12 protein-coding genes are annotated in these 11685 nt (G+C 75.5%); 6 read left to right on the top strand and 6 right to left on the bottom strand.

Annotation, left to right across the window (positions count from 1 at the left end; genetic code table 11):
- Positions 1 to 277: 277 nt before the first annotated feature.
- Positions 278 to 748: a YbjQ family protein gene (locus tag IDM29_RS10840; protein ID WP_182113534.1), complete on the top strand. Its 471-nt coding sequence runs from the start codon at positions 278 to 280 to the stop codon at positions 746 to 748.
- Positions 749 to 839: 91 nt separating this feature from the next.
- Here IDM29_RS10840 and IDM29_RS10835 read toward each other — a convergent pair whose 3' ends face one another.
- Together IDM29_RS10835 and IDM29_RS10830 are read right to left on the bottom strand one after the other, a co-directional pair.
- Positions 840 to 2315 carry an HNH endonuclease signature motif containing protein gene (locus IDM29_RS10835; protein ID WP_188037525.1) on the bottom strand — a complete coding sequence of 492 codons (1476 nt, stop codon included), beginning with the start codon at positions 2313 to 2315 and terminating at the stop codon, positions 840 to 842.
- A gap of 158 nt (positions 2316 to 2473) precedes the next feature.
- Entirely contained in the window at positions 2474 to 3361 is an 888-nt protein-coding gene (locus IDM29_RS10830) for an alpha/beta fold hydrolase (RefSeq protein ID WP_182113532.1), read from the bottom strand.
- 342 nt (positions 3362 to 3703) lie between these two features.
- Here IDM29_RS10830 and IDM29_RS10825 point away from each other — a divergent pair, with 342 nt between their 5' ends.
- On the top strand, positions 3704 to 4057 hold the full coding sequence (locus IDM29_RS10825; protein ID WP_188037524.1) for a hypothetical protein: 354 nt from the start codon (positions 3704 to 3706) through the stop codon (positions 4055 to 4057).
- A 19-nt stretch (positions 4058 to 4076) separates the two neighbouring features.
- Here the strand turns inward: IDM29_RS10825 and IDM29_RS10820 are convergent, their stop codons facing one another.
- Positions 4077 to 4826, bottom strand: coding sequence for an SDR family oxidoreductase (locus IDM29_RS10820; RefSeq protein WP_188037523.1), 750 nt, complete (start codon positions 4824 to 4826; stop codon positions 4077 to 4079).
- Between the two features lie 211 nt (positions 4827 to 5037).
- On the opposite strand from IDM29_RS10820, the gene IDM29_RS10815 reads away from it, so the two are divergent.
- From IDM29_RS10815 to IDM29_RS10800, 4 genes are read left to right on the top strand one after another with little or no spacing between them, the layout of a single operon-like run.
- Entirely contained in the window at positions 5038 to 6129 is a 1092-nt protein-coding gene (locus IDM29_RS10815; protein ID WP_375372407.1) for a putative F420-0 ABC transporter substrate-binding protein, read from the top strand.
- A gap of 1 nt (position 6130) precedes the next feature.
- Positions 6131 to 7225: a putative F420-0 ABC transporter permease subunit gene (locus IDM29_RS10810; RefSeq protein WP_375372406.1), complete on the top strand. Its 1095-nt coding sequence runs from the start codon at positions 6131 to 6133 to the stop codon at positions 7223 to 7225.
- On the top strand, positions 7222 to 7998 hold the full coding sequence (locus tag IDM29_RS10805) for a putative F420-0 ABC transporter ATP-binding protein (protein ID WP_188037521.1): 777 nt from the start codon (positions 7222 to 7224) through the stop codon (positions 7996 to 7998). The genes IDM29_RS10810 and IDM29_RS10805 overlap by 4 nt, the downstream gene beginning before the upstream one ends.
- Before the next feature lie 31 nt (positions 7999 to 8029).
- Positions 8030 to 8605 (top strand): HhH-GPD-type base excision DNA repair protein, encoded by a 576-nt coding sequence (locus IDM29_RS10800; RefSeq protein ID WP_188037520.1) that lies wholly within the window; start codon positions 8030 to 8032, stop codon positions 8603 to 8605.
- Here IDM29_RS10800 and cofE read toward each other — a convergent pair.
- The 3 genes from cofE to IDM29_RS10785 all read right to left on the bottom strand — a co-directional run.
- Positions 8580 to 9434, bottom strand: a complete 855-nt coding sequence (cofE, locus tag IDM29_RS10795) for a coenzyme F420-0:L-glutamate ligase (RefSeq protein ID WP_188037519.1) — start codon at positions 9432 to 9434, stop codon at positions 8580 to 8582. The two genes, IDM29_RS10800 and cofE, sit on opposite strands and share 26 nt — an antisense overlap.
- On the bottom strand, positions 9431 to 10435 hold the full coding sequence (locus IDM29_RS10790) for a TIGR03557 family F420-dependent LLM class oxidoreductase (protein ID WP_182113525.1): 1005 nt from the start codon (positions 10433 to 10435) through the stop codon (positions 9431 to 9433). Before IDM29_RS10790 ends, cofE begins: the two co-directional genes overlap by 4 nt.
- 94 nt (positions 10436 to 10529) lie before the next feature.
- A partial coding sequence (locus IDM29_RS10785; protein ID WP_188037518.1) for an ABC transporter permease occupies positions 10530 to 11685 on the bottom strand: 1156 nt, incomplete at its 5' end.

The following is an 11685-nucleotide window of genomic DNA, read 5'->3' as shown; positions in this document are numbered from 1 at the left end:
GAGGCGCAGCACCGTCGGCCCCAGACCGGTGCCGGCCTGCAGGCCGGCGTCAGGCGGGCCGCGTGGCGGGGGCGGGTGTCAGCGACAGCAGCCGGCGAGGCGCCCCGTGGGCATGCACATTCGTGCGGCGAGGAGGTCGCGCGACACGGTCAGCAGCCGGACGGAGGTCATGGGGACGACCATGACAGCCGATCCAGGACGTGGGAACCCCGGTCCCATGATGTGAACCGGCGCGTTCCTGGTGCTGCCGCCCTGCCGTTGTGGGAGCATCGCGACCATGATCGTGGTGACGACGAACGAGATCCCCGGGTACCGCGTCGAGGCCGTGCTCGGCGAGGTCATGGGCCTGACGGTGCGCAGCGCCAACATGGGCGCCAACTTCACGGCGAGCTTCCGCGCCATGGGCGGCGGTGAGATCACCGAGTACACGCAGCTCGTCTACCAGAGCCGGCAGGAGGTCATGCACCGCATGGTCGAGGAGGGCCGCCGCCGCGGCGCCAACGCGATCGTCGCGATGCGGTTCGACAACGGCTCGATCGGCCAGGCCTTCACCGAGGTCTGCGCGTACGGGACCGCCGTCGTCGTGGAGCCCATCCCCGCGGGCGAGGAGGGGTCGACCGACCAGTCCGCGCACTTCGCGCGCGCCGAGGCCGCCGCCCAGCCGTACGCCCAGCCGCGGGGTGGCGCGACGCCGCCCGACCCGCCGGCGGCCATGGTCCCCGGGCCGCAGACGCCCCCCGCGTACTGACGGTCGCGCGGACCGGCCCTCACGCGCTGACGGCCCCTCACCTGCTGACGGCCCGCGGACCGACGGCCCCTGAGGTCCCGCCGCAGAGCCGTCAGAACGGTGGGGGCGGGTAGAGCTCGATGCGGTCGTCGTGGCCGGTGGGTCGCTGCGGTGGGACCGCGGGTGGTTCGTGCTCGGGCGCGCGGGGGTAGATCCGGCCGGTGGGTGAGCGCCACAGGGTCGTGCCGTCGTCCTCGCGGTGCGGTGTCCACCCGGCGTGGGTCTTGGCCCGGTGGTGGTGGCGGCACAAGGCCTGCAGGTTCGCCACGCTGGTCTGATCGCGCTCGCGCTCGTGGGCGTGCGGGTCGGGTGGTGGACGATCGCGCCGGTCGCCCTGCGGGTCCGGACCTGCGCCCGGGTCACCGTGCGGGTCGGGGCCTCCGCCCGGATCGGGCGCCTCACCCGTCCCCCGCTGCTCGTCGTGGCGGTAGGGCACGACGTGGTCGATGTCGCAGCGCGCGGCGGGCATCCGGCACCCCGGGAAGGTGCACGTCACATCCCGCAGCACCACCACGTCGCGCTGGGCCTGGGTCGGGGTGTAGCGGCGCGTCGAACGGGCCAGCGGCGCACCGCTCCACGCGTCGGCCAGCAACGGCTCCCACGTCGAGCGGGCGGCGATCCGCCGGGCCATCTGCGGTGGGATCGGCCCGTACCCGCCCAGCTCGCCCGGCTCCTGCGACAACCCCAGCAGCGTGGCCGCCGAGGCGGTGACCGCCAGGTGGGGGCGACGGCCCTGCCGCGCCGACAACGCCGCCCCGTCGGGGTGGACCCCGGCGTCCAACCACCGCGTGGTCACATCGACCAGCGCGTCCGCGCGGCGCTGGTCCAGCGTCCGCTCGTCGCCCGGCGACGCGTCGCCCGCGAGGGCGGTCAGGCCGGTGTGGATGGCCACCGCCTCGTCCGCGGGCAGGTACGCGCTCAACCACGCCATCGCATCGGGCGCCGGGTGGAGCTCGACGCGCCGCTGCTCTCGCGCCTGGACGTGGCGCTTGTGCGCACCGTCGGGGTCACGGCGCAGCTCCAGGCGCCGCAGCCGGCCCCGCAGCTGCGGGGCGGTGCACGAGCCCGCACCGGGCAGCACCGCGACGCTCACCTCCTGGGCCACGTCGTCGGGCACGTGCGCGAGCTCCTCGCACAGCACCGTCGCCCGCCGCACGTCGACCTGGCCGCCCGCCAGCGCGTCCGCGGCCGCGGGGATCCGGCCCAGGCCCACGGCCAAGGCGACCTTGTCCTCCGCGACGCGGCGGGTCACCGACAACGCGACCGCGACCTCCTCGGCCAGGAACTCCCCGCGCGGACCGCGCTCACGCGAGGCCAGTTCGGCGATAACCCGCGCCTGCCCGGCGACCGCCCACGAGACCACCCGCTCCCACGCGGCGAGGGCCTCCACCAGGCCCGCCTCGTCGACGTCGGCCGGTTCCAACCCCGCCAACCGCTCGGCCAGCCCGGCGCCCGGTGCCGCCTCGGCCAGCTCGGAGGCCAGCGGGTGACGCACCGCCCACAACCACGCATCGACCTGCGGATCCACCTCACGGCCACCACCGCCACCCTCGGGACGCGGCGCACCGGCCGCACCACCGAGAACCCGCGACCTGGACATACCGGCACACTACGGGCGACCACCGACACGACCCGGGCATGGGCCTCCGCGCGACGGCGCCGAAGGCGGATCTTGTTGCAGATCGACTACCGGGACAGTTCAGCGAGGCCGGGCATGCTGAGGAAGCTGGAGACGGAGTCCGCGAGGTCGCGTGGGGCATCCTCGGCCATGTGGTGCCCGCTTTCGATCGAGTGCCCGTGCAAGCTGGTGGTCCACGGCCGCCAGACCTCGAGGACGTCGCCGTACAACTGCTCCATGTCGTCGCGCGTGGACCACAGGACGAGGGTGGGGCAGGTGATCTGGCGGCCGGCCGCTCGATCTGCGTCGTCGGCGGCGCGGTCCACCCCGAGCCCCGCGCGGTAGTCCTCCACCATCGCGAGCACCGTCGCAGGATCGTGGACGGCGCTGCTGAAGTCGGCGTAGTTCTCCGGGCCCATCCGGTCTGGGTCCCCGCCGTACCACGCCGATGGGTCAGCCAGAATCGCGCGCTCGGGCTTGTCCGGCTGCGCGTAGAACCACCAGTGCCACCATGCCTGCGCGAACCGGGCGTCGGCGCGGGCCAGTGCCTCACCGATCGGCACGCCGTCGAGCACGACCAGCGCGCCGACCGCCTGCGGCGCGTCCAGAGCCAGCCGGAACGCCACGTAGCTGCCGCGGTCATGACCGACGACAGCGAACCGCTCGTGCCCGAGGTGGCGCATCAGAGCTAGCACGTCACCAGCCATCGCCCGCTTGCTGTACGGCGCGTGATCGGGCGTGGTCGCGGGTTTGCTTGACCGGCCGTAGCCGCGCAGGTCCGGGCAGACGACGGTGTGCCCGGCCGCGACGAGCAGCGGCGCGACCCGGTACCAGGTGGTGTGGGTGCGCGGGTGCCCGTGCAGCAGCACGACCGGGGCCCCGGTCCCTCCCCGGCGAGCCCGGAGCCGGACACCACCTGGGACGTCAACGTACAACTCGTCGAAGCCCTCGAACATCCGAACATCTTCCTACGAGGCGGCGTCCACGTCGTGGCGGGGCCCGGCGCGTCCGGCCGCCGAGCCTCACACATTCGCGGCACGCGACGGCGTGCCGGTTCGGTACGAGGGGCGGACCACCGGCCAGGTCCTGGGAACCGTCGATCCGCGGATCTACGGCGAGACCACGACCTACGTCCGTGAAGACGGCACCGTGGAGGTGAGCCACCCGGCGGGCCGTGGCGAGCGCACGCACGACGAGCGACCGACGAGCTCCCCGGATGTCCCCGCGTTGTCGGGCACCACGTCCCTGCAAGCGGTCAGGACTCGAGCACACAGGCGCTGTGACGGCAGGAGGTGGGCATGCGTACCGGAGCACAGCGACGGGCGACGGCGGGCTGGCTCGCGGCGGTGGTCGCGGTCCTCCCGCTCGCCGGCTGCGGGCAGGAGCGATGGGAGGTACCGCCCACGGGGCCCGGGGAGGTCTGGGTCGTCGGCATCACCTACCCCGAGGGCGACTGGACCCCGTGCGTCGAGGACGAGTCGGTCGCGGAGTCGCACATGACGGCCGACATGCCGGCCTCGAGGGCGGCGGCCACCTTCACGCCCGAAGCGGACGAGGACGACGTGCGCCGCGTCCTCGACTGCCTCGACCGCTCGCTCACCGGTGGTGACGTGAGCGTCGGGGTGACGGCTCAGCGGGACGACGCCGGGTAGCAGCCGCCCGCCCCACCGCTCAGGGCCGCGCGACCTGCGTGTTCGACACCTGCGCGCGCGGCCGGATGACCAGCGTGTCGACGTTCACGTGGTGCGGACGGGTGAGCGTCCACACGATCGCGTCGGCGACGTCGTCGGCCACGAGCGGCTCGTCGACGCCGGCGTAGACGGCGTCCGCGGCCGCCCGGTCGCCGCGGAACCGGGTGAGCGAGAACTCCTCGGTGTGCACCATCCCGGGCGCGATCTCGATGACCCGCACCGGCTCGCCGACGAGCTCGAGCCGCAGCGTCGTGGCGATCTGCCGCTCGGCATGCTTGGCCGCCACGTAGCCGCCCCCGCCCGGGTAGGTGCCGTGCGCGGCCGTCGACGTCAGCACCAGCACGTCGCCGCGCCCGCTCGCTCGCAGCGCCGGCAGGAAGCCCTGCGTCACGCGCAACGTGCCGAGCACGTTGACCTCGTACATCGCGGACCAGTCGGCGATCGACCCGGACTCGACCGGGTCGGTGCCCAGGGCGCCGCCCGCGTTGTTGACCACCGCGTGCACCGGCCCCGCCGCGGTGACCTCGGCGACGAGGCGGGCGACGTCGTCGTCGGACGTGACGTCCGCCGCCAGCGCCGTCGCACCCGTCTCGGCGGCGAGCGCCGCGAGGCGGTCGCCGCGCCGGGCGACGGCGACGACGTCCCACCCCTCCGCGCGCAGGCGACGGACCGTCGCGGCGCCGATGCCCGACGACGCCCCGGTGACGACCGCCCGCAGCGGCGCGCTCATCGGCGGACCCCCGCCGTCGGCGCGGTGGGACGGGCTGCGGTCCACGTGCCAGGTGTCATGCCGACACCCTGCCACCTGCCCCTACGATGGGAGCGGACCCGGGGCCCGTACTGGCCCCGTCCCCGACCTGGCACTGGGTCGCGGTCCTTCCGCCGGCAGATGGTCGGCCGCCCTCGTTCATCGACCTGGAGCAGCCGTGCGTCGCCCCACAGTGCCTTCCACCACAGCGCCGTCCACCACAGCGCCGTCCACCACAGCGCCGTCCACTGCGCGTTCCACCACGGCGCCTTCGACCTCCGCGCCCGCCCGGTCGCTGCCCCTCGTCGCGGGGGCCCTGGTCCTCGCCCTCGCCGGGTGCGCGGGCTCGACGACGGCGGGCGAGGCCCCGCCCGAGCCCTCGGCAGCGCCCGCCGCCACGGCCACCGGCGACTTCCCGCTCACGCTCGACAACTGCGGCGTCGAGGTCACTCTCGACGCGCCGCCCGAGCGCGTCGTGACGATCAAGTCGAGCGCGACGGAGATGGTCCTCGCCCTCGGCGCCGGCGACCGCGTCGTCGGCACGGCGTTCCCCGACGGGCCCGCGCCCGAGGCCCTCGCGGCCGAGGCGGAGACGCTGCCCGTCCTGGCCGACAAGGTGCCCGCCGCCGAGGTCGTGCTCGAGACGCTGCCCGACCTGGTCTACGCCGGGTGGGAGTCCAACCTCACCGCCGAGGGCGCCGGCGACCGCGCGACCCTCGCGGGCCTGGGCGTCGCGACGTACGTGTCGCCGTCGGCCTGCAAGGACCCGGCGTACCAGCCCGAGCGCCTCACGTTCGACGACGTCTTCGCCGAGATCACCGAGGTCGCGGCGATGCTCGGCGTGCCCGAGGACGGCGACGCACTGGTCGCCGAGCAGCGCGAGGCCCTGGCCGCCGTGGCCCGCGACGACCGCGGCCTCACGGCCCTGTGGTACTCCTCGGGCACCGACGTGCCCTACGTGGGCGCCGGCATCGGCGCGCCGCAGATGCTCCTCGACACCGTGGGCCTGACGAACATCGCCGCCGGCGTGCAGGACACGTGGGCGTCGTTCAGCTGGGAGCAGGTCGCGCAGGACGACCCGGACGTCATCGTGCTCGTCGACTCCGCCTGGAACAGCGCGGACCAGAAGCGCGAGCTGCTCGCCGGCAGCCCCGCGACCGCCAACCTCACGGCGGTCCGCGAGGAGCGCTACCTCGTCGTGCCGTTCCCGGCCTCCGAGGCGGGGGTGCGCAACGTGGACGCCGCGGCGGACCTCGCCGAGCAGCTCGCCGCGCTCGACGTCTGAGGTGCGGACGACCAGCGCCCGGGCAGCCGGGACGACGCAGGCCCGCCGCGCGGCCGACGGTGGGCGCCGCGCACCCACGGCGCTGGTCCTGGTGGCCGCGCTGCTCGTGCTGCTCGCATCGATGACGCTCGCGGTCACGGTCGGCCCCGCGGGCATCGCGCCCGCGGACGTGTGGGGCTCGGTCGCGCACCATCTCGACGACCTGCTCACCGGTCGCGTCACCGAGCCGCCGCTCGGCCTCCTCCTCGACGGCATCGTGTGGGACGTGCGCCTGCCGCGCGTCCTCACCGCCGCCGCGGTGGGCGCGGGCCTGGCGGTCGCGGGCGCCGTGATGCAGAGCCTGACGCGCAACCCGCTCGCGGACCCCTACCTCCTCGGCCTCTCCTCGGGCGCCTCGCTCGGTGCGGTTGCCGTCCTCGTCCTGGGGATCAGCGTGCTCCTGCCGGTCGCCGCGTTCGCGGGCGCCGTGCTGGCCCTCGCCGCGGCGCTCGGCCTGGCCGGCTCGCTCGGCACCCTCACCCCGGCCCGCACGATCCTGGCCGGCCTCGCGGTCGCGCAGCTGTGCGCGGCCGGCACGTCCTTCGTCATCTTCTGGTCCGCGACGGGCGACTCCTACCGGGAGATCCTCGCCTGGCTCATGGGCTCGCTCGCCGGCGCGAGCTGGTCGTCGGTCGCGATCGCGGGGCTCGCGGTGCTCGTCCTCGGCACGGTCCTGGTCCTCAGCGGCCGGACGCTCGACGCCTTCGCCTTCGGCGACACCGCCGCGGGTGCGCTGGGCATCCACGTCGCCCGCACCCGCTGGACCCTGCTGACGGTCGTGGCCCTGCTCACCGGCGCGCTCGTGGCGGTCAGCGGCTCGATCGGCTTCATCGGCCTGATCCTCCCCCACGGCGTGCGGCTGCTGGTCGGCGCCGCGCACCGCCGCCTGCTGCCCGTCGCGGCGCTCGCGGGCGCGACGTTCCTCGTCTGGGCGGACACCGCGGCGCGCAGCCTGTTCGAGCCGCGCGAGCTGCCCGTGGGCATCGTCACCGCCTTCCTCGGCGCCCCCGTGTTCGCGCTCCTGCTGTGGCGCCGCCGCTCGGTGGAGCTCGGATGAGCCTGCACCTGGACCACCTCGCCTGGTCCGTCGGCGGCCGGATGATCGTCGACGGCGTCGACTGCACGCCCCCGCGCGGCGCCCTGACGGGCCTGCTCGGGCCCAACGGCGCGGGCAAGTCCAGCCTCCTGCGCCTGGTGGCGGGCGTGACCGCGCCCGACGACGGCGGCGTGCGCCTCGACGACGTCGACCTCCTCGCCCTGGGTCGCCGCGAGCGCGCACGACGGGTCGCGCTGGTCGAGCAGGACTCGGCCGCCCAGGCGCCGCTGACCGTGCGCGACGCGGTCCTGCTCGGCCGCACGCCCCACGGCTCGCGCTGGGGCGGCCTGGGCGCGCACGACCACGAGGTCGCCGACAGCGCCCTGCGCGAGGCGGGAGCCGAGGCGTTCGCCCACCGCCTGCTCGCGACGCTCTCGGGCGGCGAGCGCCAACGGGTCCACCTGGCGCGCGCCCTCGCGCAGGAGCCCGAGCTGCTGCTGCTCGACGAGCCCACGAACCACCTGGACGTGCACGCCCAGCTCGACACGTTCGCCGTCGTGCACCGCCTGACCGCGCGCGGCGTCACGGTCGTCGCCGCGCTGCACGACCTCAACCTCGCCGCGCAGGCGTGCGACCACGTGGTGCTCCTGGCCGAGGGCCGCGTCGTCGCGGCGGGCAGCGTGGGCGAGGTCCTGCGCCCGGAGGTCCTCGAACCCGTCTACCGCGTGCGGTGCGTCGTGCTGGAGCACCCCGAGACGGGTCGCCCCGTCCTGACGTTCTCGCCGGCGGGCTGACCCGCCGCCGACCGGTGGCACCATGGACGCCATGACGCAGACCCTCTGGCTCACCGGCGACCCCGAGGCCGACGCGCTGCTCGACGCCGACCCCTTCGCGCTGCTCCTCGGCATGCTCCTGGACCAGCAGGTCGCGATGGAGACCGCCTTCGCCGGACCGCGCAAGATCGCCGACCGGCTCGGCACGCTCGACCCGCGCGCCGTGGCCGACGCCGACCCCGAGCAGTTCGCCGCGCTGTGCGCGACGCCGCCCGCGGTCCACCGCTACCCGGGCTCGATGGCGGGCCGTGTCCAGGCCGTCGCGAGGGCCGTCGTCGACACCTACGACGGCGACGTCACGCGCCTGTGGCGGGACGGCGACCCGGACGGCCGCGAGGTGCTGCGCCGCCTCACGGCGCTGCCGGGCTTCGGCGACCAGAAGGCCCGGATCTTCCTGGCCCTGCTCGGCAAGCGGCGCGGCGTGACGCCCGCCGGCTGGCGCGAGGCCGCCGTCGCCTACGGCGAGGAGGGCTCGCGCCGCTCGATCGCCGACGTCACCGACGAGGCCTCGCTGCTCGAGGTCCGCGCGACCAAGAAGGCGCTCAAGGCCGCGGCGCGCTCCCGCTGACGCCGCCCGCGCTGACCCCGCCCGCGGTGTCCCGGGCCGCGGCCAGCCCTGCGGCGTAGCCGCGGGCGTACGCCTCGGCGCTGCCCTCGCGGAACAGGTCCTCGGCCGCCGGCCGCACCACCGACCCGGCACCCGCGCCGTCGTCGTCGGGCGGCAGGACGTGGTGGCCCAGCCCGCGGACCACCGTGACCGGACGCTGCGACGTCTTGCCCGTCAGCAGCTCGGCCGCGCTCGCGATCTCGTCCGCCACCGCGCGGACGGTGACGTCCAGGGTGCGCCCGTGGTGGTCGGCGCTCCCCCGCAGGTCCTCCAGCACGACGACGCCGGCGGCCCCGATCGCCAGGTCCACGAGCCCTCGGCGCCAGGCGCGGCCCGCGGTGTCGGTGACGACGACGCCCAGGCGCCGGCCGGTCGCGGCCTGGAGCCGCGCCCGCAGCGCCCGCGCCGAGGCGTCCGGGTCGATCGGCAGGAGCAGCACGGTGCCCTCGGGCGTGTTGCTCGCGTCGACGCCCGCCGCCGCCATGACCAGTCCGAGCCGGTTCTCCACGATGCGCAGGACGCCGCCCGGGTGGCGGCGGCTGGCGACCAGCCGCACGGTCTCCTGCGTGATCGCGCCCTCGCGGTCCGCCGCGGCCAGGACCCGCCCCTCGGCCTTGGAGACGACCTTGCTCGTCACCACGACGACGTCGCCGTCGCGCAGCCCGGTCGAGCCGTCCGGCCAGACGGCCGCGTCCGCGGCGCCGAGGACGAGCGCGGCGAGGTCGTCGCCGGGACGCACCTCGGGCACGCCGCCGGGGGCGACGGCGCTCAGGGCGGGCGGGGCGCTCACCGCGACAGCTTCGGGAGCACGTCGCGGCCGAAGACCTCGATCCACTCCCGCTGGTTGCGGCCGACGTTGTGCAGGTAGACCCGGTCGAAGCCGAGGTCGACGTACTTCTGGATCGCCGCCCGGTGGACGTCCGGGTCCGCCGAGATCACCATCCGACCGGCGAAGTCCTCGGCGCGCACGAGCCGCGCGATCTGCTCGAAGTCGAACGGGGAGCGGATGTCGGCCTTGGGGAACCGCATCCCGCCGTTGGGCCACTCGCGCAGCGCGTTGGCCGTCGCCTCCTCGTCCGTGGGGGCCCAGGACAGGTGCACCTGGAGCACGCGCGGCATCGTCGCCGGGTCCTTGCCCGCCTCGCGCGCCCCCGCCTCGAACCGGGCGAAGAGCCCCGCGATCTTCTCCAGCGGGGCGCCGACCGTGATGAGCCCGTCCGCGTGCCGCCCGGCGCGGCGCGCGGTGACCGGTCCCGCGGTGGCCACGAGGATCTCCGGGGCGACCTCGGGCATGGTCCACAGCCGCGTGGACTCCATCGTGTAGAAGGGCCCCGAGTGCTTGACGTCCTTGCCGGCGATCGAGGCGGTGAACAGCTTGGTGATGAGGTCGATGGCGTCGAACATCCGGTTGATCCGCTCCGGCGCCTCCGGCCAGTAGCCCGCGACCACGTGCTCGTTGAGCGCCTCGCCCGAGCCCAGCCCCAGCCAGTGCCGCCCCGGGTACATCGCCGCGAGCGTCGCGGAGGCCTGCGCGACCATCGCGGGGTGCCAGCGGAACGTGGGCGCCGTGACGCCGGGGCCCAGGTCGCCGCGCGTGCGCTCGCCCAGGGCCGCCAGCACGTTCCACACGAAGGCGGACTGGCCCTGCTGCGGGACCCACGGCTGGAAGTGGTCCGCGGCCATGACGCCCGAGAACCCGTGCTGCTCCGCCAGCACCGCGAGCTCGACGGCCTCGGTCGGGTGGAACTGCTCGAGCATCGCGGCGTAGCCGATGGTCAGACCCGTCCCCATGCGTCCTCCGCCTCCTCCGGTGCTCGACCAGGCCGGCGACGCCGCCGGCCCGCGGCACGACAGTAGTTCGCCCGCGCGGCCACCCCGGACCGGCTCACTCGTAGGAGACCGCGTCCAGCACGTCCATCCGGGCGGCGCGCGCGGCCGGCCACACGGCCGCCAGCACGCCGACGACGACGGCGACCCCCAGACCCACGACGAGCTGCGCCCACGGGATCGCCAGGGTGTCGAGGCCGTCGTCGGCGAAGACGGTCGGCATCGTGGCGGCGAGCCCCACACCCACGCCGAGGCCCAGCGCCGTGCCGAAGACCGCGATCAGCACCGACTCGATCGTGACCACGGCCGCCAGCTGGAGCCGTCCGAGCCCCACGGCCCGCAGCAGCCCGATCTCGCGCGTCCGCTCGGCGACCGAGAGCGCGAGCGTGTTGACGATGCCGAGCACGGCGATCACGACCGACAGCGCGAGCAGGGCGTAGAGGATCACGAGGACCTGGTCGACCTGGCCCGCGAGCTCGTCGGCGAACTCCTCGTTGTCGACGACGGTGGCCACGACGTACGGGCGCGCCAGGTCGACGAGGTCCGCGCGCACGGCGGCCACGTCGGCGCCGTCCTCCACGACGACGAACGCCGTGTCGACCTGTCCCTCACCCGGCACCGCGACCGCGGCGAGCACGTCCTGCGGCAGGACGAGCGGCACGCCGACGGCGCGCGAGTCGATGACGGCGCCGACCGTGACGGTCGCCGCGCCCGCGGACCCCTCGACCCGGAGCTCGTCGCCGAGCGACCACCCGCGCTCCTCGGCGGGCCCGTCCTGCACGACCGCCTCGCCCCGCTCCAGCGCGTCGGCGCCACCCTCGACCAGCTCGACGTCGAGCGAGCGGTCGAAGATGCCGGCCGGCGCCCCCGCGACGGGCGTCTGCTCGCCGTCGACCAGCGCCACCGTGATGCGCAGCGGGTCGACGGCCGCCACGCCGTCCACCTGCGCGGCGTCGGCGATCAGCTCCGCCGGGACGTCGCGCGTCGCGGAGCGCAGCAGCAGGTCAGCGGTCGACTCGCTCTCCACGATCGCGCGCGTCGAGGCCTGGGTCGACGCGGCGATCACCCCGGCGGCGCCGACCAGCGCCATGCCGATCACCAGCGCGCCGGCCGTGCTCGCCGTGCGGCGCGGCGTGCGGGTGACGTTGCCGCGGGCGAGCCCGCCGAGGGGACGCAGCAGCGCGACCGCCGGGGCGGCGAGCGCCCCGAGCGCG

The organism is Actinotalea sp. JY-7885, assembly GCF_014525465.1.
Taxonomy (GTDB): domain Bacteria; phylum Actinomycetota; class Actinomycetes; order Actinomycetales; family Cellulomonadaceae; genus Actinotalea.
Note: the sequence above shows the minus strand (reverse complement) of the source record. Positions and strands in the feature narration are given on the sequence as shown.

What these genes read in the sequence shown, in the direction of transcription:
- IDM29_RS10820 (WP_188037523.1), bottom strand. Translation starts at nt 4,826, where the DNA reads ATGAGCGCGCCGCTGCGGGCGGTCGTCACCGGGGCGTCGTCGGGCATC.
- IDM29_RS10800 (WP_188037520.1), top strand. Translation starts at nt 8,030, where the DNA reads ATGACGCAGACCCTCTGGCTCACCGGCGACCCCGAGGCCGACGCGCTG.
- IDM29_RS10790 (WP_182113525.1), bottom strand. Translation starts at nt 10,435, where the DNA reads ATGGGGACGGGTCTGACCATCGGCTACGCCGCGATGCTCGAGCAGTTC.
- IDM29_RS10825 (WP_188037524.1), top strand. Translation starts at nt 3,704, where the DNA reads ATGCGTACCGGAGCACAGCGACGGGCGACGGCGGGCTGGCTCGCGGCG.
- IDM29_RS10805 (WP_188037521.1), top strand. Translation starts at nt 7,222, where the DNA reads ATGAGCCTGCACCTGGACCACCTCGCCTGGTCCGTCGGCGGCCGGATG.
- IDM29_RS10840 (WP_182113534.1), top strand. Translation starts at nt 278, where the DNA reads ATGATCGTGGTGACGACGAACGAGATCCCCGGGTACCGCGTCGAGGCC.
- IDM29_RS10830 (WP_182113532.1), bottom strand. Translation starts at nt 3,361, where the DNA reads ATGTTCGAGGGCTTCGACGAGTTGTACGTTGACGTCCCAGGTGGTGTC.